Raw genomic sequence first — 23,646 nt, forward strand, 5'->3', positions numbered from 1 at the left:
TAAAGCTTGAGCACTATTTTGTGGTCTTAATTTTTCAGCAACAAATAGTACAACTCTCCTGTATCATTAATCAGCCCTGCCCGATTACCTGCCAATTTACCAGTACCCATAAATATATCCACTCGACCCGGCCCTTTAATCGCACTACCAGTATCCTGATCCAACACATAGCGACTGACCAGCCTAGATTCCAACTGACCCACAGCATTGGGATAAGGAATACTAGTTTGGATAAGGGCCAAGGCTCCTGGAGGCATGATAGATTTATCCGTAGCAATCGAGCGCTCAGCCATTACTGGCAAACCAAGACTACCGGTAGCAGGTGCCCCCCTGGTTTCGCGAAAGAACACAAAACTTTTATTGCGGGGTAAATATTGACTCAGTTCCGTCGGTGAAGTGCGGAAATAATCGATCACCGCAGGCAGGGTCAGTCCTTCTAGCTCGATCTTGCCATCGTTAACCAGTTGTCCCCCGATACTAGTGTAGGGATGACTCGTCTTACCGGCATAGCCCACGCTCATCAAGGTGCCATCCGGCATTCTAACTCGCGCTGAACCCTGAACGTGAATCAAAAACGCCTCTAAGCGATCGCGTAACCAAACTAGTTCTTTCCCTCGTAGTGGGCTATTTTTCCCTAAACCATCCCATCCTTCCAATGCCGCACGGGTTGGGTGAGGTTTTTGCCAACGTTGGAAATCAGAAGGTAGTCGGTAAAGGGGATAGCGATACTCAGCACTAGGTGTGCGACTCCCAGCATACACTGGCTCAAAATAACCCGTGAACCCAACAGTTCCCTGATTGTCCTTCCCCACACTCTTGTAAAAGACAAACTCTTGTTGGATAGCAGTTTGCAACGCTTGAGGAGTAGGGGACTTGATCAGAAGTTGGCGGAAACGGACTAGAGAACGGCGGACGCGATCGCGAGTTACTCCTGGTACGGAATAGTTTTGGTAAGCCTTAGCAGCACTAGGGGTTTTCAGATAACGCAAGCTATTGTCTATGGCTTTCAACATGGCTCGCCAGTCCCCTGACTGACCACCAGGACGCTTCCAAAGCTGTTCATCTAAACCCAATGGATCCTGATTGAACTTAACAGTCTCTAGTTGAACCGCTTCCAGAGGAACACTAGCAACTGCAGCACCACTAATCATCGGTAGGAGGGCTATTCCTATGGTCAGGGAAATCCTAGTTAGAGTTTTTCTCATACTTGCCAAGAATTCAATCACCAGCTATTGCCCAGTCAAAGCAGTCAAGCTGTATTAAAAACGTTCGACGCTACCAGAGAAAATAGGTTCCACCCGGATAGCAGTGATACGAGCAGGACGTACTACCATGTACTCCCCTTGGACATTTTTAATGGGTACGCTAATGAAGTCTTCAGAGTTAGATTTTGGGATAAGTTCGCCACTATACCACTTTTGAAACTCTTTAATTGTGGCAAACCGTACTTCTTCCCGGTGACCACTTGACAAAAGAATGTGAACAGCGTACTCGTCTGGGGTTCTTGGCATAGAAAATTCTCCTTAATCCATGCCAACTATTATCAGCGACCTTGAAGGGGAAGGCAAAAAGTCAAAGGACAAAGGTCAAAGGGATTTCCAATACACCAAATCCCCTTACACGTCCTTTGTCCTTTATCCACCAGTCTTGCTTGACATTCACAGACTACTTAGGTTGATAAATTAAACCGTTTTAGCAAATTTTCCATCACCGTTGGCAACATTTGGCGCAGTTCCTGTGGATTTTGGCAGATCAGCTGCTGGTAGCTAGGCAGATCAAAAGGAAACTGTCCTGGTAAATCTGGTCGTTTCATGTTCACGAGCAAAATCTGTTCCGTCGGCTTAGCCGTTAAAGCATAGCCAATTTCCACACAAACATAGGGACTAGGAATCAGTAAGGGTTTGTTTTCCGTTGCTAGACCAGCCACCGGGGTGCCATCAGCAATGAATACCAGACTTTTGCGGATTTTGCGCATCTGGGTACTACCCAGGCGCATTGGTTGACCAATTGGGCGTCGGGATTCTTCTAGGGTTAGGGGTAAACGCGATCGCTTATTAAAGGTATCTAGGGTATCTGACAGGGTGCTACGCAAAGCCTCACTAGAGGCACTGTATTCAGTCTGGTAACTCACAAAGATTATTGGCGACAGTTGTGCCATTACCTCTCGCTTCGTGAAGTAAATCTCGTGAGAAATCAAGTCAATATTGGAAATGGCATAGCCCCCACTACCTTCTATGTAAAACTCGACTGTTTCCCCTGCTAGGTAACGCATAAACCATTCAGAGTTTTTTACATCCTGGCTATCATCCAAAAAATCTGCTCTTAAGCCTGACTTAAGCAAACTATTTTTGCTCAAACGCAGGTCATGGTGGCGTTTCTCCAATTCTTTGATGGGTTCGTATTTCTGGAGATACCAGGCTTTTAGGGCAATAATGGCCATGATGTTTTCTAATAGGCACGGTTTCCCGACGCCCGCAGCTAAAATTCTCGTTTCGGAATTTTAGCAGTAACAGGTGATATCTTCACCACATTCATCGGCCAGATAAGACAGTGCTCGGAAGCGCAGGGCTACCACTTCATCATAGACAGGATTGAGTTTACACAATGGTGGAATCCGAAGTAGAGTGCGATTGAACAGTTTAATCTGCCGTTCAAAAGGACACTGGGCTGGAATTAGTCGGCAGAGACGGTGGGCTAATTTGGGGTTATCAACCTCAATTTGGTTCAGCCACTGCCGTAATGACTCCAGCAGATCAAAAGTCTTCCTGGTCTTGCCGAGTAAGGCAGGAATTGTAATCTTGGAGGAATCTGTTCCTGGGTTAATCCAAACCCGACTTGTAATGATTAGCTTACTTATTGTATAATCAGATACACTCATGTCTTTTACCTGTGATACTACTAGTAGGCGGTAATCCAGTCGCCTGTAATATAACTACACAAGATATCTTTCTCATACCGGATTGACAGAGGATCATTTTTATGTATATCTTGCCAGAGCAAGATAACACCCCCCCTCTGCCTGAGGAGAGCCGATCTTGGTGGTTATTACAGGCATACCGCCTTTTTTTTGTCGTTACCCTATCACTATTGGAATAGGGTCTTTTCGCCGCTGGATATCAGCAGCTGATCTTAAAATCGAATTAAATATATATAGTCAATCGACACAAACATGACTGGGTTAGGACAAATCCTATAGATAGCAGTTAGTGTAAACCAGGTAAGCTAATACCCATTTACGCTGCTCAATTGAAGCCATTGGTGCGCGATAGTTCTGAGGGACATAAACTGAGCTTTTGGTTTAGTACTCCAGGGTCAGCTCCTTCGCTAGCTCCTTCGCTACAGGGGCATCAGAGCTGATAGCTGGCAAGGGTAGCTTTGAGAGCAGCAAGCTTAAAGCATAGTTTACTGTTAAGGGTTAAGCATCAACTGCCAACAAGCTGTGACGAATTTGAATAGATCAGTTTAGTGTGTACTAGCTTATCTGTGAAACTAGCTTATCTGTGTAATTAACTGCATCTACTGATATGCTGCCAAGATCCGTAATGACCAAGCTTGGTCACTCTTACTGAACTTTGGCAATTTGGCAATAGGGATTGAGTAATCACACTGATTAGAATAACTCATCATTGCTATTAGAATAACTCATCACTAGCTCTAATGTCGTAAAAAAAAAGACTGACTTCAACATTTAGTTGTTTCCTGAGTGTTGAAGTCAGTCTTTTTGGGAATTAAGGACGAAAATAAGGGAAAAAGGACGCCAAGGGCGAACCTTTACCCTTCTGCTTATGATGCCACTTTGGCAGTAGAGCGCCGACGTCGTGTACCTGTGACCTTAACTGGTGGTTCCTCTGGGGTTTGCAGCAAGAACACCACCAGCGGACGACTCCTGAGTTCCCGGCGAGCTAAACGCTGGAGGTCAGCTTGAATTTGCTTTTGCAAGCCTTCCCAATCAATTTCAGTAGCTTTCCCTGTCAAGGATTTATCAAAATCTGACCAGCGATCGCTTAATGTCCGTTCAATTCTTTTGATCACCAACTGTTGCAGGAGGGATGTTTCTAACGGTGAGACCACACCCCGAAGATGAATTTCTGGCTTGGCAAGGAGTTTGCCATCCCAACTGAGTGCGGCAGCTACAGTCACTACTCCATCTCCAGCCAACTGCTGACGTTCTTTCAAAACATTGTCATGAACAATACCAGTGCGGTCTACCAGTTCAATACCTGAGGGGACGTTACCTGTAATACTAATGCTGTCCTCAGATAACTCCACCACATCCCCATTATCGGTAATCACAGTATTTTCCACAGGGATACCCATAGTATGAGCCATCTTGGCATGTTGAACTAGCATTCGATGTTCACCATGCACCGGCATAAAGAATTTTGGTCGTGTTAGAGCCAACATCAGTTTATGGTCTTCCTGAGCCCCGTGACCAGAAACATGAATGCCATGCTTACGACCATATACAACATTGGCTCCCAGCTTCATTAACCGATCAATGGTATTCACCACCGCAATAGTATTACCAGGAATGGGGTTGGCAGAGAAGACCACTGTGTCCCCTGCTTGGATTTGAATTTCCCGGTGTTCCCCTTTAGAAATGCGAGTCATTGCGGCTAGCGGTTCACCTTGAGAACCCGTTGTCAGAATCAGAATTTTTTCTGGTGCTATATTTTTAACGGCTTTTAAGGGCTCAAACAAGTTATCTGGGCATTTAATGTAACCCAGGCTACGAGCGTGGGCAATCACATTCAGCATGGAACGACCCACAATTGCCACCTTCCGGTTTTGTTTTTGGGCGATATCCAGGACTATACTTATCCGGTGAACTGAGGAGGCAAAGGTAGTCACTAGGACTCGTCCTGGTGCTTGGGCAATGGCTCGTTCTAGATTCGGATAAACCGAACGTTCAGATGGAGTATGTCCAGGAACTTCGGCGTTAGTCGAGTCACTCATCAAGCACAATACCCCTTTTTCCCCATGTTCCGCTAGTCTTTGGAAATCGAAGAATTCTCCATCCACAGGGGTATGGTCAACTTTGAAATCACCTGTATGGATAATCACACCTACTGGCGTACGAATGGCAATGGTAAAGCTATCAGCAATCGAGTGAGTGTTGCGAATAAATTCTACAAGGAATGAAGAACCGATACGTACCGTTTCACGGGGCATTACACGTTTCAATTCTGTGTGGTCAGCTACACCAGCTTCTTCTAGCTTGCCTTGAAGTAATGCCATGGCTAAGCGGGGTCCATAAATCACGGGAATATCAAATTGCTTTAAATGATAGGGAATGCCACCAATATGGTCTTCATGACCGTGAGTGACAATCATGCCCTTGATTTTGTGCTGATTTTCCCGTAAATAGGTCATATCGGGGAGGACGATATTAATTCCATGCATCTCATCATTAGGGAAGCCAATCCCAGCATCTAAGAGCAGGATTTCGTCATTGAATTCAAAAACACAAGTGTTCTTGCCAATTTCATGGAGTCCCCCCAGAGGAATAATTTTTAAAGCTGGTTTAGATGTTTGCTTAGTCATTTGACTCCTCGTTTTTTTTGTTAGTAAAAATTTGAAAAAAAAGTGATAACAATTACCTTTTCAATATAGATATTCATCACACATATAAAGCAATGATGTAGAGCTTTTTATGATAAAATCATTATTAGCAAATAAACGTGAAAATAATAGGAAAGAAAATAATAGAAAAAAATTAGGGAGAAAGAAAGCAAAACTTAAATTAACTATTCATAGCTCACTAATCTCCCTCGCAATCCATAACATAGTCTTCGCTAAGAGGTCATTCATCTTTCCTCCCTTACAAAGCGAAGATAGATCTGATCAAAGGTAATTGGTACAAAAAAATGAGTACAGATTTAAATTAAATCCAGCTCAATTAGAACCTCCTTTAAACGGGATTTTAATTCAGAAGGTAGCTCGCAAAGGGGTGAGCGAAAACTACCCACCTGCCAACCTTGAAGTTCTAGTGCTGTTTTGATGGGGATAGGATTGGTAGTACAAAAGAGTACTTTAAATAAGGGAAAAAGTTTGAGGTGAATAAGAGTCGCCTCGGTAGTTTTCCCCTTCTCAAAAGCTTTAATCATCTGTTGAATTTGGGAACCAACCATATGACTGGCTACACTAACTACACCTGATCCTCCTAGTGCCAGGGTGGCTAGGGTAAAGGAGTCATCGCCAGAATAGATAGCAAAATCTGGTGGGGTTAAACGCCTAATTTGACTAGTCTGTTCGAAGTCGCTACTAGCCTCTTTAACAGCTACGATATTAGGAATTTGGGCTAAACGAGCAATCGTCTCCGGTTGGAGATTTTGTCCTGTGCGACCCGGTACATTGTAGAGCATCAGGGGAAAGTCAGGACTGGATTTGGCGATTGCTTGGAAATGCTGGTATAGTCCTGACTGTGGCGGTTTATTGTAATACGGTACAACTTGTAATGATCCATCTAACCCTAGTTTAGCAGCTTTTTCAGTAGCAGCGATCGCTTCTTCTGTAGAATTTGAACCCGTTCCAGCAATTACCTTGGCTTTACCTGCAACTGCTTTTTGGACTACTTGGAATAGTTGGTACTCTTCATCCCACGTAAGGGTAGGAGACTCACCAGTGGTGCCACATACCACCAAAGTATCTGTCCCATTATCAACCAAATGAGTTGCTAAATTCTCTGCCACAGCATAATTGACGCTGCTATCTTCCCTAAACGGCGTAATCATCGCCGTTAGCACACGTCCAAAATTGACCACCCTTTTCTCACTCCTCATTAATTATTGGTCATTGGTCATTAGCCATTATTCATTAGTCATTGCTATTTGGTAAAGCTTGCTGTTCCAGAATACTTTTTGCGCTTCTAAAAAGGACTAAGGACTTGGGACTAAGGACTTTAGCAAATTTTTTGCTACCAATAACTCAGCAATTTGCACTGCATTCAAGGCAGCACCCTTACGAATCTGGTCTCCACTCAACCAAATTTCTAGACCACAAGGGTGAGAAAGGTCTTGTCGAATCCTACCCACTAGTACTTCGTCATTACCCGACGCATCAATAGGCATAGGGAAGTAGTTCGCCTGCCAATCTTCTACTAGTTTTACTCCAGGGGCAGTGGCTAATATTTCTCTTGCCTTAGCTACTGGCATGGGTTGGTCGAACTCTAGGTTAACTGCTTCTGAGTGAGCACGGAGTACGGGAACCCGTACACAGGTAGCACTAATTTTTAACTGTGGAGCATTAAATATTTTGCGGGTTTCATTGACCATCTTCATTTCTTCCTGACAGTACCCCTGCTCATTTAAGGGGGAGTTGTGGGGGAACAAGTTAAATGCCAGGGGATAAGGAAAGCTTTCTGTTGGTGGCGTTTTTCCTTTCAAAATTGCCTGAGTCTGTAATTTTAATTCTTCCATCGCTTTCATTCCAGCACCACTAGCGGATTGATAAGTAGCTACCACTATGCGTTTTACTGGCTGTACCTGATGTAATGGCCATACTGCCATACCCATTAAAATCGTAGTGCAATTGGGATTGGCAATAATTCCTTGATGATTTGCTGCTGCCTCTGGATTGATTTCCGGAATCACTAGAGGTACTTGTGGATCCATCCGAAAGGCACTGGAGTTATCAATGACCACTGCACCACTTTCTACAGCAATAGCCGCCCAAGCTTTCGACGTTGCCCCCCCAGCTGATGCTAAGACCAAATCTACCTGATCAAAAGAGTGCTCTCCCACCGCTTCCACTCGTAACTTTTCTCCCTGAAAGGGGATGACACGACCAGCAGAGCGGGGTGAGGCTAACAGCTTAAGGTCAGCCAGTGGGAAGTTTCGGCTTTGCAAGAGTAACCGTAGTTCTTCACCTACAGCACCAGTTGCGCCTAAGATGGCAACGCGAACTTGACTAGACAAATGACTTTCCTCCACTCATTCAATTCAACATACTTAATCTTTTGATAATTTAATCAGTAGACTTCGCGACAGTTGTCAGGAGATAGGATACAGGAGACATAAAACAGTAACAATAATTGACGAAAACAGTATCAAAAAAATACTTTTGCCAGAGGTCTAGTGCATTCTTTAAGAGTATCTAAATTTTTTTTACCTTACTAGGTATTTAACCTCTGATAACGGTTAGGTATAGCAGGTAAGCGCTATAAAAATTGATCCAAAATGTGATAATAAGGAAGAATTACGACCATATTAGAGCTGATTCGTCAAGTAAATCTTAATAAGTCTGAAAGCCTTGCTATGATTGTCTTTTGGTTATTAAATAGTTCAAATGTTCTATTTGAGCCCAAGCCTTATCCTACAATGATTACAGCGAGTTTACGAATCAGCTCTTAAGCCTTGATTTTCAGGACTATTGCACTTTTTGATCAATATTGTTGTAAATAATGCCTCCTTATTGATTCTTTCCCTTACCCTGTTCGCTATAGCCCATTGGCGTCTTAATAAAATGCCTGGAATGCCCAAATATTAATAAACTTATCAATTAGCGCGAGTTTAATCCCTCACACTGCCCTATTAAGCTCAGGCCAGAGTCATCGACTGGCGTGTTAGGTACACTTAAAAAGCTCTGATCGACTAAGAGCTTGCTTAAAGGCTGTAGTAACCACCTATAGATAGTATTCTCTACTGCCGTAAAAGAACTGGTAGATGTGCTTAACGCTTAACTGGTTGTTAGAATCAGCATACCATAATTGCTTTGGATTCTCCCGTCTAGTTCCATCCGAGGTAGAAATTGTCCATCTGTATCGATACTCGATAACCATTAATTTTCACCTCTACTCCTTTGGATATCGGCGTTTTGACTCAAACCCCTTGAGAAATTCGTCCCTTGCGACTTTGTTGCCAAACCCTTTGATGAGAACCACCGCCGACTAGGGCAACTAGTGCATGTGGATAAATACCTTGGCTGACACAATGTAAATCTTTTTGGTGAATTTTGTTGGTCGAAGCAGGCAACACCTAAAGTAATATAGGAGTCCCCAGGTCGAATCTTTGATTCAGCCAGGTTGACTATCCATTGTCCCGACTCATTAAACAATTAACTCTTCACACCCAAGCGTCAATGAAAGTAACTCAGGAAAAACTTCCCGCTAGCCAGGTTGGTCTGGAAATTGAAATTCCAGCTGAAACGACCAAACAAGCCTATGAAAAGGTTTTACAGAACCTTTCCCGTACAGTCAAAATTCCTGGGTTTCGCCAAGGGAAGGTACCCCGTCAGGTTTTGCTACAACGTCTTGGTGCCCAACAGGTAAAAGCTGCTGCCATCGAAGATTTGCTCGACAGTAGTCTAAAGCAGGCGATTGAGCAAGCCCAAATTGAGGCACTAGGGAACTATAATTTAACCTCTACCTTAGAAGATTTGCTCAGCCAGTTCAAACCTGGAGAACCCCTAACCTTCAGCGCATCGGTGGATGTGCCACCAGTGGTCAATTTAGGGGAATACAATGGCTTAAGTGTGAAAGCTGAGGAAACTAAGGTTGAACCGGATGCCGTCGGGAATTTTCTCGAACAACGGCGTGTTGAGCAGGCTACCTTAGTACCAGTGGAATCACGCCCAGCTCAGATGGGAGATGTGGTCGTGGTGGATTACGTCGGTCGATTTACTGGTGATAGCGAAGAGGATGAAGGCTCAGTAATCCCTAACGGTGAGGCTAAGGATTTTGAAATTGAACTTGGGGAAGGCAAGTTCCTAGAGGACATTCTTCAAGGCATCGTTGGTATGAATCCTGATCAGATTAAAGAAGTACCAGTGACTTTTCCTGAAGATTACCCCCTAGAAGATTTAGCTGGCAAGTCATCGGTCTTTAGCATCACCCTAAAAGAAATCAAGGAAAAAGAGCTGCCAGAGTTAGATGACGACTTCGCTCAAGAAGTTAGTGATAAAGAAACCTTGGCAGAGTTACGGGAATATTTACAGCAGGAGTTTCAGGAAAAAGCTGATCAAGAAACCCAAGCCAGCAAGGAGGAGGCTTTAATCAACGCTCTGCTGGAAAAGGTTGAAGTTGACTTGCCTGAAACGCTAATTGACCAGGAACTCCAAACAATTTTGACCCAAACAGCCATCCAGATGCAACAGTTGGGCATGGATGTCAAAAGGCTGTTTACCGAAGAGAATCTACCACAGCTGCGAGAAAGATCACGTCCTGATGCCATCCAAAGCCTCCGACAATCCCTAGCCCTTAAGGAAATAGCTACACGTGAATCCCTAACCGTTGAAGAGTCGGAAATAGAAGCGAAAAGTCAAGAATTGATGAAGGAGTTGGCTGGTCAAGAGGTAGATCCGGATCGGCTGCGGGAATTCGTCGAGTCCGATTTGCTCAAACTCAAAGCCATTAAATGGTTAGAAGATCACGCTACTATAGAGCTGGTTCCCAAAGGAACCATCACCGAAGAAGAAACTGAAGCAGAAGACACGGCCGTTACAGTAACCGAGCTAGAAACAACGGATGCGGCTTCCCAGACTATTGAAGTACCAGCTGAACCTGTTTCTGAGTAAATCGTAGCGTTGGCCTTGTTGGTGATCTGCCCAGGGTAGAAGGTAGCGAGTTGCTAAGGTGTTGTGCATTTAACTTTGTATAATTCTGAGACTGAAACCCAAGGCTCAGCTTAGATCCCTTAGAAGAAACACGCCTTAGCTCAACAGCTTAGGCTTATCTATAAGCCTCAACTCTATAACCGTCAACTGTTGCACCAACAAGCAAACAGTTAAGGCATAATAGTTTGTATAGAGACTTTGACTTTATGCCTATTCGTGCCCTTGTTAGATAGCACCTTTATTAGTAAATCCAGAGGTCTTGACGAATTGTATCCTATGCTGCAATCTGTGTCCCCTCATTCCTCAATCACCAGCTTAAGTTCTCTAGACCAATACCAAATCACCTCCAGTAGTACTGTTGTACCAATGGTGGTAGAGCAGTCTGGAATGGGAGAACGAGCATTTGACATTTATTCGCGGCTGCTGCGAGAACGCATTGTGTTTTTGGGAACCCAGGTCGATGATGTGGTAGCTGACTCAATTGTTGCCCAGCTGTTATACCTAGAAGCTGAAGACCAGGAAAAGGATATCCAATTGTATATCAACTCCCCAGGTGGCTCGGTAACTGCAGGGATGGCAATATATGATACGATGCAGCAAGTGCGCCCTGATGTGGTTACCATATGCTATGGCTTAGCTGCTAGTATGGGCGCATTTCTCCTAGCAGGGGGAGCTGCTGGTAAACGGATGGCATTGCCCAATTCTCGGATTATGATTCACCAGCCCCTTGGCGGTGCTCAGGGACAAGCGGTGGATATAGAAATTCAAGCTAAGGAAATTCTATACCACAAGCAAACCCTTAACGAATTACTGGCTAATCACACCCGTAAACCAGTGGCTCAAATTGCCGAAGATACCGAACGCGACTTTTTCATGTCAGCGGCGCAAGCTAAAGACTATGGTTTAATTGACCAGGTGATCTCCCGGCAGAATCTTCCTAACCAGGAAGCAGCTGTCGCTTCTATGTAGAAAGAGGCTTCTTATGTCTAAATACGACTCCCATCTAAAATGTTCCTTCTGCGGTAAGTCTCAAGAGCAAGTACGCAAATTAATTGCTGGCCCCGGAGTCTATATTTGTGATGAGTGTGTTGATTTATGTAATGAAATTTTAGATGAGGAGTTACTCGATTCCGGTGCGCCTGCTCCCCAGCCTGCTCCTCGACCAGAACCTGCTAAGAAACGTCGTCCCCGTGCCAACCGCATTTCCATGAATCAGATTCCCAAACCCAGGGAAATTAAACGGTATCTAGATGACCATGTGATTGGTCAGGAGGAAGCCAAAAAAGTTCTGTCAGTGGCTGTGTACAACCACTACAAGCGCCTAAGCTTGCTCCAATCTAAAGCTCAGGGTCAGGGTCAGGGAATAATGGATGATGGCATAGAGCTACAAAAGTCCAACATTCTTCTAATTGGTCCTACGGGTTGTGGTAAAACATTACTCGCCCAAACCTTAGCCAAAATATTAGATGTGCCTTTTGCTGTGGCAGATGCCACAACCCTGACAGAAGCTGGTTATGTTGGGGAAGATGTAGAAAACATCTTACTGCGACTATTGCAAGTGGCAGATCTGGATGTAGAGGAAGCCCAGCGGGGGATTATCTATATCGATGAAATCGATAAGGTAGCCCGCAAGAGTGAAAATCCCTCTATTACCAGGGATGTTTCTGGGGAAGGAGTCCAGCAAGCATTACTGAAAATGCTAGAAGGAACCATTGCTAATGTGCCCCCTCAAGGTGGACGCAAACATCCTTATCAAGACTGTATTCAGATTGACACCAGCAATATTCTGTTTATTTGCGGTGGCGCGTTTGTTGGTCTGGAGAAGGTGGTCGAGCAACGCCTAGGCAAGCGTTCCATGGGATTTATTCAGCCTGGAGAGCATAACTCGAAGGAAAAGCGAACAGCAGATATTCTGCGACACTTGCAGCCAGATGACTTGGTTAAATTCGGCATGATTCCCGAGTTCATTGGTCGTATACCAATGGTAGCGGTCATTGAACCCCTGGATGAGGAAGCCCTGATGGCAATTTTGACAGAACCCAAGAATGCACTGGTAAAACAGTATATAAAGCTGCTGAAGATGGACAATGTCAACTTGGAGTTTATGCCAGATGCAATTCGAGCGCTGGCCCAGGAAGCTTACCGTCGTAAAACCGGTGCTAGGGCGTTAAGGGGCATTGTGGAAGAATTGATGCTGGAAGTGATGTACGAGTTGCCTTCTCGTAAGGATGTCACTCGCTGTACAATCACTAGGGAAATGGTAGAGAAGCGCTCAACTGCTGAACTATTGGTTCATCCTTCTTCATTGCCAAAGCCAGAATCAGCATAGTAGTAATTTATCATTGGCCAAAACCAAATTTATCGGTTGTTAATTGTTAATTGTTAATTGTTAATTGTTGATTGTTGATTTTCAATTAACAAAGGACAAAGATCACAAAATGCCTTACATTCAAATTCGGGGTGTAGAACACTACTATGAATGGGTAAAGAAGTCAACACCTTGTGGAAATAAACCTGTGATGGTCTTTATCCATGGCTGGTGTGGCTCGTCTCGCTACTGGGAAAGTACCGCTAAAGCTCTATCCAATACTTTTGACTGCCTCCTATATGACCTAAGGGGGTTTGGTCGGTCAAAATTGCCCCAACAGGGGACAAACTTGACCTATGAGATGGAGGACTATGCTGAAGATTTAGTGGTGTTGTTAGATACCCTGGGACTTGATCGTATCTATATCAATGCCCACTCCCTAGGGGCATCTGCTGCTACAATGTTTCTCAATCGTTATCCTGGGCGGGTTGAACAGGCAATTTTGAATAATAGCGGTATTTTTGATTATGACGAGAAATCCTTCACCGCTTTTCACAAAGTTGGTGAGTTAGTAGTTAAGTTCCGCCCCGGTTGGTTGTTAAATATTCCCTTAGCCGGTACCGTGTTCATGATGCGATTTTTGCACCATCCCCTACCTAGGGCAGTGAGCCGGGTTTTTTTGGCAGATTACCTAATGGCTGATTATGAAGCAGCTTTGGGAACAATGCTGACTGCGGTTAGTAAGTATGCGGCTGAGGTAATGCCTAATAAGTTCGCTCAGTTAAAGGTGCCAACCCTGCTAGTTTCTGGTGAATACGACAAAATTATTCCTTCAGCACTAGGGCGTAGAGCATCACAATTAAGTCAAAACGTCAAGTATGTTGAAATTCCTGATACAGCTCACTTTCCGATGTTGGAGGCTCCAGGGGTTTATCTAGAGCAGGTACTGGAGTTTATTTGTGTGAGCTGAGGCTTAAAGAAATTAGTACTCTTCGGGTGAAATAAGTGGTTAGTGCTCAGAATACTCAACACCACAGGAATAGGTTAAAAAATCAGGAAACCCCCAACCTGTAAAAGCTGGGGGCGGTGATCAGGGTGCATCTACTACTTCCTTATTCGATTAGGTGTGACCCTTCTCCGGAAAGATTTTGATAGTGAGTTCGCTTCAAGATAGTATCATCGGCAATGGGCTATCATCGGCAATGGGCTGACGGGGAGATGGGGAAATAAGCTAGTATGTATGACGGCAACTAGGTCTTTCCAGATTAGTGTGCCCAGGCTACTGATGTTAATTTTTATTAATAGCTCAGTAATTTCCTTAACTTACTGAAAAATATATTTAGGAATTTACAGCAAGTTGTGAGTAATATTATCTCTGGTAACCGAGTTAGAACAGAGACATAACTGCTGAAAATGAGCAAGGGAGATGGGCTACTCAAGTTTATTTGGCTCCATCATCCCTCCCCCATCTACATCAGGGAGCAATATTAATATGGCAGATCTGGTTCAGAATCTAGTTGAAACGGAAGTCAAGCAACACCAAAACAAGACTGCAGGAGATGACCCTTTCCAGCCTCAAGCTTGTAAGTATCGCCAAAGTAAGTTAAAAAATATACTAAAAACACTGCAAAACACCTTAGCAATTTGTCAAACTAACGAAGATTTGACTGGTCAAGTGGATACTCTCAAACGCATTGGGTTAGTTCATTGCCGTTTGGGAGAGTATGCCTGGGGCATCAAGTGTCTCCAGCAAAGTTTACAAATGGCCAATGATGTTGGTTCGCCCAAGAGTGTAGGGGTCATTCTTCATCATCTCGGAATGGCTTATTGCAAGACTAACCAGGATGATAAGGCATTTAAGGTTTATCTAAAAGCATTGAGGATTTTCCAAAAAACTCAAGATCACTCAGAAATTGCTAAAATACTTAATCACCTAGGGGAAATTCACAATAGCTGGCATCAACCAGTGCTGGCTCTGAGATGCTTTCGCCAAGCCATGAAGATTTTTCAAAACTTAGGCAATTCAGTTGAGGGCGAAGGCAGAGCACTGGAAAATATAGGGGAAGCTTATACCCAGCTTGGAAGATACCGTCAAGCTCTTGCTGTCTTGGAGCAAGCCCTAACCATTCACGAAAAAAAAACATCCTCTCGTTACTCTAGTCGCAAGTTAACTACTCTTGAGAGGATTGGCACAGTTTACTTCCGACTAGGTGAGGAACTACGGGCATTGGATTTCTATCATCAAGCTTTGGAGATTGGTCAGCAACTGAGTAAATCACTTCATGGTAACACCAGAAGCTTGGATTATATCGGAGCGGTTCACTACCACTTGGGAAATTACCCCCATGCCTTAGCGTATCACTTACAAGCCTTAAGACTTTGGCAAGAAATCGCCCATCCTGGGGAGGGGGAGAGCTTGTTCCATGAAAAGGCTGAATTTTCTCAACTCAGGACAGTTTATAACTGTCTGGGTATATCTGAGCAAGGGGTGCAGTGCAGCCAACAAGTACACAAGATGATCATTAACTGTGGTTACCGAGTTAGTGAAGAAGAGATTAGCCAGTATCTTAGTCACGGTGGAACGATAAACCATAACGTAGAATGATTAATGCCTGGTAGCCTAAAGACTCGTTACAATAAAGATTCAAACCCCCAATAATTTCCATTTAACGACAATTAGATAATTATCGATAAACAGCAAAACTGTGAACTGGCAGAGCCGATTTACCTATAAGCTGTAAAGCATCTAGTTTATGAGACACTCTAAGCTAAATCTTGGGTTACAGCCTGATAATTATCTTTCTTGACGATGCACAACAACTTAACACCAAGCAAAATTAGGAGTCAAACGTAAGCAATGGCACAAGCAACTGAGTCACAGCAAAAAGGTATTCAACTGACAGATAAAGCCCTAAAGCATGTTTTAGCCCTGCAACAAAGCCAAGGAAAAGACCTTTACCTGCGAGTTGGTGTTCGCCAGGGAGGCTGTTCAGGACTGTCTTACATGATGGATTTTGAAGAACCTAGTAACATTCGGGAGAATGATGAAATCTTTGACTACGATGGCTTCAAAATAATCTGTGATCCAAAAAGTCTGCTTTATCTCTACGGTCTGGTACTGGATTACAGCGATGCTATGATTGGTGGTGGCTTCCAATTCACCAACCCCAATGCCAATCAAAGCTGTGGCTGTGGTAAGTCGTTTAGCGTTTAGGGGATTGTTAGTTGAAAGTCTGTCAGTTCAAGACCACCACCAAGGACTAGAGGAATTAGGCAGTTGCGCTATATAGGTTCGCGCTTATAGGTAGCGCTATATCTAGTTAGGGCGCAAGGCTTGTAACCCTACAATAGATTAGGCTTGAGCCAGAGATTTTGGGTAAGTCCTAGACTAATAAGTAATGACTAATGACTAACGACTAACAGCTAATGACTAAAACATCACTATTTGGTCTGAAGGCAGATCATTTTCGTCATCCCCTAGATTTGGAAGCAACCACAGCCCTGAAACAGTTGCCAGGGATAGACTTGGTGGTGCGAAATTTACTAGGTCCTGTGGCGGAACAGTTTTTTTACCTGAACAATATCGCTGCTAGTGTCTTGGTGGGGCAAAATCAACTGCCCCATCTTCATAAACTACTCGAAGATGCCTGCACAACTTTAGATTTAGAGCCGCCTCAGCTTTATGTGCAGCAAAATCCTGCTCCCAATGCCTATACCTTCGCTATGCGGGGTAAGCAGCCTTTCATTGTCTTGCACACCTCTTTAATTGATCTGCTGACACCAGAGGAAATTCAGGCGGTTATTGCCCATGAACTGGGTCATCTCAAATGTGAACATGGGGTGTACCTGACACCGCTCAATATCATGGTATTAGCTGCTAGTTTAATTCCGAATTGGGGGATGCTCATTGCTCAAAGCATACAGGAGAAGATGTTAGAGTGGCTACGATGTGCGGAATTTAGTTGCGATCGCGCTGCTTTACTGGCTACTCAAAATCCGAGAGTGGTCATGTCTGTATTGATGAAACTGGCTGGTGGTTCCCCAACTCTGGCACCACAACTGAACCTAGATGCGTTTATCGCTCAAGCTAGGGCTTACGACAGCGTGGGTGATACTGAGGTGGGTCAAGTACTCCAACAATTGCAGATCTCTCAACTGAGCCATCCCTTACCTGTACTACGGGCGCGAGAAATTGACCGGTGGGCAAGTTCTCAATCTTATCAGTCCTTGTTAAATCAGCAGCTAATTAGTTATAATAATGGAGATGCCCAAACGGGCGGGTGGCGAAATTGGTAGACGCACCACACTCAAAATGTGGCGGCCTTATGGTCATGAGAGTTCGAGTCTCTCCCCGCCCACTGTAACTAAGGGGCTAGCAGCTGTTGACGATTTTCTACAAATATCTTGCAGTATCTACAAAAATATGTTAGACTTTGATTAGGAATCTAGTGTCAAAGAAAACATTCTGGTTCCTTGAATTGAAGCCGAAAACCAAAGCTTTAATGATAGTGGTTGCGTTTTCTATTAAACACAGATTTATGCGCCTTGAGCGGAACAAAACCGATCTTGGCCTTGGGAGATACCCCCTGGCTGCGAGAGCAGCTTGCATTAGTGGGCTAAAATCTGCAAAGTAGATTTTGGTAGCTAAAAAGTATCGGAAAGTCGGAAAGCACTCCAAAACCAAAATCAAGACAACAAAAATCAATACCAAAATCAACAAGGGGGAAGAGATATCAATGCTCTTCCCTATTTTTTTTTTAGAACCCTGTCTAACCGGCTCAAAATATTCTTTGTCCTAAACCAAACTATGAAATACTTACCATAAGCTTAATAAATCTTTATAATATTCTTAACAAGCTTAACAAGATAGATATTAGCTCATACAATGATTGACCAGCGCCTTCAACGCAGTAAATTGGATGAGAGCGATGATGCTCTATTCTATTCATTTCCAAGGTTTGTGACTCATGTCGATGAGGGCTTTATCGATCAGCTGGTAAACCTATACCGGGAACGACTACAACCCAACACGCGAATCCTGGATCTCATGAGCAGTTGGGTTTCTCACTTCCCAGAAGATATGGAGTTTGCTCATGTAGAGGGGCATGGGATGAATCTGGAAGAATTGGTCAAAAATCCTAGACTTAATCACTACTTTATCCAAGACCTGAATCAAAACCAGCAATTGCCATTGCCTGACCAAGACTTTGATGCTGTCCTGATTGCTGTTTCAGTTCAGTATCTTCAGTACCCCGAAAAAGTTTTTGCTGAGATTCATCGTGTCTTAAAACCAGGGGGAATAGCAATTATTAGCTTTTCTAACCGAATGTTTTTTCAAAAGGCGATTCAGTCCTGGCGAGATGGGACCGAGAAAAGTCGAGTGGAGTTAGTGAAAAGCTATTACGAGTCTATTCCTGGATTTAGTTCGCCTGAGGTTGTTGCTCGACCATCGCCGCTTCCTACTTTTCTGCTACAGCTTGGGATCACTATAGGCGATCCATTCTATGCAGTACTGGCTAATCGAACTACCTGAGCCTTTTGATAAAAAGGGTTTTGTTGATGGTAATTTTTAACAGTCAACAAAACAGAAATTAACTAACTTAATAACTAATGACTAATTACTCATCAATTTGCCAGACATCTTGACTCAAGGCTTCATCCAGAATTTTTTTCGGTCGTAATACTAGGATGAGGCGTCCCAAAAAACTAACATCAGGAGAATCTGGAAACCACTTAATCTCCAACTGTCCTGATTCTTCAACCAAAAAGTAGCTGTCCCCATCCCACTGCTGCTGTGAGCGGTCAATAATAAGCAAAATCTCTTCAGATTTGTTATTCTGTTGAATAGGCAGCTGATTACTGTTACACAAAATCACCACTGGATCTTGTGCCTTCAAAACTACCTGCCAGCCGGGTACTGCCACGAACGTCTGCTCTCGAAGCCCTTTAACTATACTGAAAGCACCGGTATAGTCAGTTTTAGGAACCTGGTTGAGATCAGCTATTGTCAGGGGTAAGGATCCTACTACGGGAAGCAAGCGGGGTAAATCTTCTTCAGCTTCGAGGCGGTATATGGGTAATCTGGGAGCTGGACGCTGAGTGCTACCAAAGATTCCTGTGAGTAATTCTTCGATTTGTTGCCGGGCTTGTTGAGTATGAGCAAACATCAAGCCTCGAGCAATCAAACGAGAACGTTCTTGCAAATCATTGTGTTGTTTGGCAAGTTTCCAATACTGATAGGCAACAGCATCACCAGGATGATTGGTGAATCCCTCCGGTGGACGGCTTCTGCGGGAAAAGGTCTTGATTGCTTTGGCAACTTCATGGGCTCCTTCGGAGTTCAAGTTTCTAGCAACGAGAAATTCAGCAGCAGCAGCTCGTTCTTCTTGGGTGAGAATCCGCAACTCGTACAGGGAATCGCTACCGCTAGTCTCAAAACGCGATCGCACTTCATCGGACACCCCCACTGTAATCAAACTTGTGTAAACCTGAGATGCCACCATCACTTGATTCTGTTGAATTGGCTCAAACCCAGTTTCTTCAAAAATTACCTGAGAACTGTAGCCAGCTTTTTGTAGCTGCTGACAGGCTTTACCCCACTCCACCCAGTTGCGTTCTTTGCGCCGCAGTAAGTTTAATAAATCTTCAGCATTTATCTGTTCTGAATTGGTTTGAGGGTGACTTTCAGGAGAGCCTGGTGGTACTTCAGTCATGGTTTAAACAAAAAGAAAACGAACCGTGCCATCAACGGCAATGTGTATTATATCCCGTTAGGGTTTAGTGTGGGAGGATGTCACTTTTGGAAAAAGCCTACAATAGATATTGGGCATGAAATCAATTCTTGAAGTATAAAAGATGAAGATAGTAAGTGTAAAGGCAGCAAGGATAAAGGTGAGGGATGGTGCATCTTTAAATTAATCCTCAAACCTACTAATTGTTAAGGAACCGCAGCCATATATAGCGGTTTTTATAGTAATGAGGTAGACAGGATTTTTTCCATATTCGCTGTTCCCTATTCCCTATTCCATATTCGCTGTTCCCTATTCCCTATTCCCTATTCCCTATTCCCTACTCCCCCAAGGGCGGGGTACCTCACCTATTTAAGAAATGCTATAACTATTGTACACTTCTGACTTTATCCATCATACTTTAAACTTGCAGATTACCTGCTTTTTAAGTTCTACACAACTCGATTTTTGTTTTGGATCTGTTTAACTTGTTCTTGTTGTTTGTTCCTCCTATAGCTGGGGGAATTATTGGCTATTTCACCAATGATTTAGCCATCAAAATGTTGTTCCGTCCCTACAGACCAATTTACATCGGTAAGCGTCAGCTACCTTTTACACCAGGTTTAATTCCCCGCAACCAGGAACGGCTGGCTAAGCGAGTGGCTGACACTATTATGGGGTCTCTGCTGACGCCAACAGAGTTACAGCGTCTGGCAAAGCGTCTGCTGCATACTGAACGTGTGGAAGCAGCGATCTTGTGGCTATTAAACTTAGCGCTAGATCAAGTCCGGTCGGATAAGCAACAGAAAACAGCTCATATTCTTGCTGGGATTCTCCGAGACTTGATCGGGGAATCGTTGCCACGTATGCTCAAAGTCTTAGCTCGTCGTAAGGATTTCCTAGAAGCCCAACTTAACCATGTTTTTGACCAGATTTTATTGGAGTTTAAACTGGATCAAGAACAAGCTCGGAAGCTTTCTGAGTGGATCTTAAAAGTAGTACTCCCTCCAGATATTTTGCGACAGGCAGTTATTGATTTCCTAACTGACCGCAACATTCAAATCATTGATGAAGACTTTCGGGAAAAGTCTAGTGGGACATACTGGGTGGTGGCAAATTTATTTGGTCTGCGCAATGCTTTGATCCGCCTGCGAAGCTTTTGCCTTGACGAGAAAGAAGCGACTAATGCTCGCATCGAAGAGTTAATTGTGGCTCTAGGAACTCGCGATCGCTTGCGGGAATGGTTGCAAAATGTCTCATTGCAAAATCTGCCTTTGTCAACAGTGAGACAGTTACGGAAAACTCTGCGGGATTCGGTGCGTGCTTATATTCAAGAGGGGGGTGCTGGATTTATACAAGGATTAAATCAATCTATTGACTGGGAAAAGGTGTCTGTGTTAATTGTTAATCGGCTCCGAGAGTCAGCAATTATGACTACATCCTTGGCAATGATTAGCAAGGAACTCGCCTTGGTTATAGAGCGCTACCTGGAGGAGGATTTGGAAAAAATTATGACTGAAGTGATTCCGATTTTATCTATTGATGAGGTGATTGTTGAACGGGTAAACGCTACTTCTCCAAAAGATATGGAAATCACGATTCAGACTTTAGTGAAAAGTGAATTACAAGCTATTGTGAATTTAGGGGGTATTTTAGGAGTGATGGTGGGGCTATTTCAAACAGTCTTGCTGCTGTTGACAGGAGGAATTTAATCAGGAATTTAATCAGGATGCTCTCTAGGATTTATCCTGAGCCTGATTCTACGCAACGGGAGGTTTATCCCATATGCTAAGACCGACGGCTAATGATGGATAAAAGTTTACGAGAACGGGGCCCTCGGTATCTTTCGTATAGTAAAAAGTTTGGTATCATCGTTCTGAGCCAATAAAGTAAATTTAATAACCAACGATGATTAACTTTAATTTTGCCATTGAGCAGATACACTGGTAATTCCACTAATTTAGCTAATCTGGGAAAACTTTCCTGGTCTTTTTCCTCAAAACTTTTTTCTATCAAATACTTAATACTTTTCTGGCATAAGCTAACTAATTTTTGGTGATTTGTCAAGACAATTTCAAAATACTTAATGTAAGACTCCCGCATCAGTGAGCTATTATCGGTGAGATTGAAGCGGTGTTTTCTATAATAGGCTCCGATGATTGGAGTATGGATAAATCTGACGTTCCGTTGCAGAAGTTCTAATACCCATTCTCGATCCTCACAGGCTTTCAAGCGAGTATCAAAATTCCTCTGGTCTAAGAGTTTTTTCTTGAACAGCATCGATTGCTGTAACAAGGGAAAAGGAGAGTCTGCCAGAAAATCTGGACAGATTAGTAGTCGTTGGATTAGCTGTTCTTTGGTGATAGAACCAACAGGATTAGGCTTGGTTTCAATAATGTTTTCGTTTTGATCAACATAGACCCGTTCATAGTCTGAGTAAAATACTATATTATCACCATTATCACCAGTTCCCTCTAAACAGCTCAATTGGAATCTGATCTTATCTTCATGAATCCAATCATCAGCATCTAAGAATTGAATCCATTCTCCAGTGGCTTTATCAGCGCCAAAATTACGAGCAGATGATATACCTCCATTGTCTTTATAAAAGTACTGTATCTGTGGGTGGTAGTGGACTAACTGATCAGCAACTTTGCGGGTATTATCGGTAGAGCCATCATCTACAATAATGCATTCAATCTGGTAAAATGTTTGCGCTAGTACACTCTTTACTGATTGTTCGAGGTACTGGGCTTTATTAAAGGTGGTGATAACTACTGAGACAGATGTATTCATGAAATAAATTCTTTATACCATAGATGGAAATCTAGTAATGACCAAAGTTTGCTGGCATTATCCGGTTGGTAGTCTTGGATTAAGTTATAAACGTTTGCTTCTATAAACGTCTGGTCGGGAAATACTGGTTTCAGGTAATGATTTGATCGACTGACATACATCCTCCCAGAGGTAATCTCTGAGCTAAGAGCTAAAAGGCGATCGCCAGCCGTACTTTTTACGCTTTGTCTTGATGCAGTCGCTCATTGGGGAAACCCTCAAGACCGCGCTGCATCGCTTGCACGACTTTTAGAAGAAGATCTCAGAAAGTAGACCTCAGCAACCGCTTGTCTTGCGACCAAGCTACTTTCCTGGCAAAAGGCTATAGCCATAGCATACTCGACGAACTGGTAATTTTAAAAGGGGGTAGGGGGTTTTAAGGCTGGTTTAATACTGGTCTTATGGGGTATTATGCACTCTGATGGGATTTTGTTCAGCTATGGTCAATTTCAAATCCATGTAGAGCAGCGCATCTTGGTTGGTGATGGGTGCATCTGATGTTTGTCAAAACATCATCGATAAAGAATCCCAGGAAGTATGAACAGATAATTAGCAGTATTTTTTGGTTAGTGAGATTAAGATTTGGGGCACTAATACCCCCAATATAATGGCGTTATAATAATTGATTGCTTTTTTTGTCGAAATAAACAATGAGTATAACCCTCTTAAAAAAAAAGGCTGATTTATTAACATCAATTAGCTCAAGTACCTATTTTTAGCTAGAAACTGACTGGTAATTGAAATTGGCGATCGCGTTTTTAGAGCTAGTTGCACAGAGGTATTGAGTATTTTCCGCAGAGCTCTATTGAAATTTCCCATGGAGCCACTTGTGCAAAAGCCGGTCTACCCTCTGACCATCTCCCCATCTGACCATCCCCCCATCAGCCCCCATTCACAATTTAAATGGGTGACAGCTTACTCCCTCATTTGAGTCACTTATCCTTACTTTCCCTTATTAAGGGACAAGTCTATTAATGTCCGATAGTCAAGGAAAAAGTTAACGTTGAGGAAGTTGAGGGCGAATTCAACAATCGGTAATGTTAACTTTCTTTGTGATCTAACTAGCTCTAGGATCCAAATCAATGGTATATTAGCTAAATTTGGAATCATAATTAGGTAGTCATCACTAACCCCTCGATGAGCCCCTTATCTGGAGAGACAAAACCCGCAAAAGCCCTAGTAGGCGGACGCTACAAAATTATCAACCAACTGGGAGCTGGTGGG

Annotated in this window: 20 protein-coding genes and 1 tRNA gene; 10 read left to right on the forward strand and 11 right to left on the reverse strand. The window is 43.4% G+C overall.

Annotated elements, in window-relative coordinates:
- Positions 1-26 precede the first annotated feature (26 nt).
- From F6K49_RS19390 to F6K49_RS19425, 8 genes are all read right to left on the reverse strand, one after another.
- On the reverse strand, positions 27-1,205 hold the full coding sequence (locus F6K49_RS19390; protein ID WP_293099270.1) for a murein transglycosylase A: 1,179 nt from the start codon (positions 1,203-1,205) through the stop codon (positions 27-29).
- Between the two features lie 54 nt (positions 1,206-1,259).
- Positions 1,260-1,511 carry a hypothetical protein gene (locus F6K49_RS19395; RefSeq protein WP_293098357.1) on the reverse strand — a complete coding sequence of 84 codons (252 nt, stop codon included), beginning with the start codon at positions 1,509-1,511 and terminating at the stop codon, positions 1,260-1,262.
- Between the two features lie 158 nt (positions 1,512-1,669).
- Positions 1,670-2,440: a hypothetical protein gene (locus F6K49_RS19400; protein WP_293099279.1), complete on the reverse strand. Its 771-nt coding sequence runs from the start codon at positions 2,438-2,440 to the stop codon at positions 1,670-1,672.
- A gap of 60 nt (positions 2,441-2,500) precedes the next feature.
- Positions 2,501-2,878, reverse strand: a complete 378-nt coding sequence (locus F6K49_RS19405; RefSeq protein ID WP_070394323.1) for a Mo-dependent nitrogenase C-terminal domain-containing protein — start codon at positions 2,876-2,878, stop codon at positions 2,501-2,503.
- A gap of 905 nt (positions 2,879-3,783) precedes the next feature.
- Positions 3,784-5,544, reverse strand: coding sequence for a ribonuclease J (locus F6K49_RS19410; RefSeq protein ID WP_293085267.1), 1,761 nt, complete (start codon positions 5,542-5,544; stop codon positions 3,784-3,786).
- 335 nt (positions 5,545-5,879) lie between these two features.
- A complete protein-coding gene (gene dapA / locus F6K49_RS19415) occupies positions 5,880-6,782 on the reverse strand; it encodes a 4-hydroxy-tetrahydrodipicolinate synthase (RefSeq protein WP_293099282.1) in 903 nt (300 codons plus the stop codon).
- Positions 6,783-6,878: 96 nt separating this feature from the next.
- Positions 6,879-7,916: an aspartate-semialdehyde dehydrogenase gene (locus tag F6K49_RS19420; RefSeq protein ID WP_293085261.1), complete on the reverse strand. Its 1,038-nt coding sequence runs from the start codon at positions 7,914-7,916 to the stop codon at positions 6,879-6,881.
- Positions 7,917-8,623: 707 nt separating this feature from the next.
- Positions 8,624-8,779, reverse strand: coding sequence for a hypothetical protein (locus tag F6K49_RS19425; RefSeq protein ID WP_293081817.1), 156 nt, complete (start codon positions 8,777-8,779; stop codon positions 8,624-8,626).
- A 299-nt stretch (positions 8,780-9,078) separates the two neighbouring features.
- Here F6K49_RS19425 and tig point away from each other — a divergent pair, with 299 nt between their 5' ends.
- The 9 genes from tig to F6K49_RS19470 all read left to right on the forward strand — a co-directional run bounded on the left by tig (position 9,079) and on the right by F6K49_RS19470 (position 18,392).
- Entirely contained in the window at positions 9,079-10,512 is a 1,434-nt protein-coding gene (gene tig, locus F6K49_RS19430; RefSeq protein WP_293021099.1) for a trigger factor, read from the forward strand.
- Positions 10,513-10,827: 315 nt separating this feature from the next.
- A complete protein-coding gene (gene clpP / locus F6K49_RS19435) occupies positions 10,828-11,520 on the forward strand; it encodes an ATP-dependent Clp endopeptidase proteolytic subunit ClpP (protein ID WP_293021169.1) in 693 nt (230 codons plus the stop codon).
- A 13-nt stretch (positions 11,521-11,533) separates the two neighbouring features.
- Positions 11,534-12,880 (forward strand): ATP-dependent protease ATP-binding subunit ClpX, encoded by a 1,347-nt coding sequence (gene clpX / locus F6K49_RS19440; protein ID WP_293021101.1) that lies wholly within the window; start codon positions 11,534-11,536, stop codon positions 12,878-12,880.
- Positions 12,881-12,989: 109 nt separating this feature from the next.
- A complete protein-coding gene (locus tag F6K49_RS19445; RefSeq protein WP_293021103.1) occupies positions 12,990-13,829 on the forward strand; it encodes an alpha/beta hydrolase in 840 nt (279 codons plus the stop codon).
- 456 nt (positions 13,830-14,285) lie between these two features.
- Positions 14,286-15,464 carry a tetratricopeptide repeat protein gene (locus F6K49_RS19450; protein ID WP_293021104.1) on the forward strand — a complete coding sequence of 393 codons (1,179 nt, stop codon included), beginning with the start codon at positions 14,286-14,288 and terminating at the stop codon, positions 15,462-15,464.
- 252 nt (positions 15,465-15,716) lie between these two features.
- Complete coding sequence (locus F6K49_RS19455; RefSeq protein WP_070394331.1) at positions 15,717-16,073, forward strand: iron-sulfur cluster assembly accessory protein; 357 nt, start codon at positions 15,717-15,719, stop codon at positions 16,071-16,073.
- A 212-nt stretch (positions 16,074-16,285) separates the two neighbouring features.
- On the forward strand, positions 16,286-17,155 hold the full coding sequence (locus tag F6K49_RS19460; RefSeq protein WP_293067721.1) for a M48 family metallopeptidase: 870 nt from the start codon (positions 16,286-16,288) through the stop codon (positions 17,153-17,155).
- Positions 17,134-17,217, forward strand: a tRNA-Leu gene (locus F6K49_RS19465). The genes F6K49_RS19460 and F6K49_RS19465 overlap by 22 nt, the downstream gene beginning before the upstream one ends.
- Before the next feature lie 527 nt (positions 17,218-17,744).
- Entirely contained in the window at positions 17,745-18,392 is a 648-nt protein-coding gene (locus tag F6K49_RS19470) for a class I SAM-dependent methyltransferase (RefSeq protein WP_293021108.1), read from the forward strand.
- An 85-nt stretch (positions 18,393-18,477) separates the two neighbouring features.
- Here the strand turns inward: F6K49_RS19470 and F6K49_RS19475 are convergent, their stop codons facing one another.
- Entirely contained in the window at positions 18,478-19,572 is a 1,095-nt protein-coding gene (locus F6K49_RS19475; RefSeq protein ID WP_293099287.1) for a RuBisCO accumulation factor 1, read from the reverse strand.
- Between the two features lie 488 nt (positions 19,573-20,060).
- On the opposite strand from F6K49_RS19475, the gene F6K49_RS19480 reads away from it, so the two are divergent.
- Positions 20,061-21,299 (forward strand): DUF445 family protein, encoded by a 1,239-nt coding sequence (locus tag F6K49_RS19480; protein ID WP_293021112.1) that lies wholly within the window; start codon positions 20,061-20,063, stop codon positions 21,297-21,299.
- Between the two features lie 76 nt (positions 21,300-21,375).
- On the opposite strand, the gene F6K49_RS19485 is transcribed toward F6K49_RS19480, so the two are convergent.
- Positions 21,376-22,383, reverse strand: coding sequence for a glycosyltransferase (locus F6K49_RS19485; protein WP_293067726.1), 1,008 nt, complete (start codon positions 22,381-22,383; stop codon positions 21,376-21,378).
- On the reverse strand, positions 22,380-22,544 hold the full coding sequence (locus F6K49_RS19490) for a hypothetical protein (protein WP_158069714.1): 165 nt from the start codon (positions 22,542-22,544) through the stop codon (positions 22,380-22,382). Before F6K49_RS19490 ends, F6K49_RS19485 begins: the two co-directional genes overlap by 4 nt.
- Between the last annotated feature and the right edge of the window lie 1,102 nt (positions 22,545-23,646).

Source organism: Moorena sp. SIO3I6, assembly GCF_010672095.1.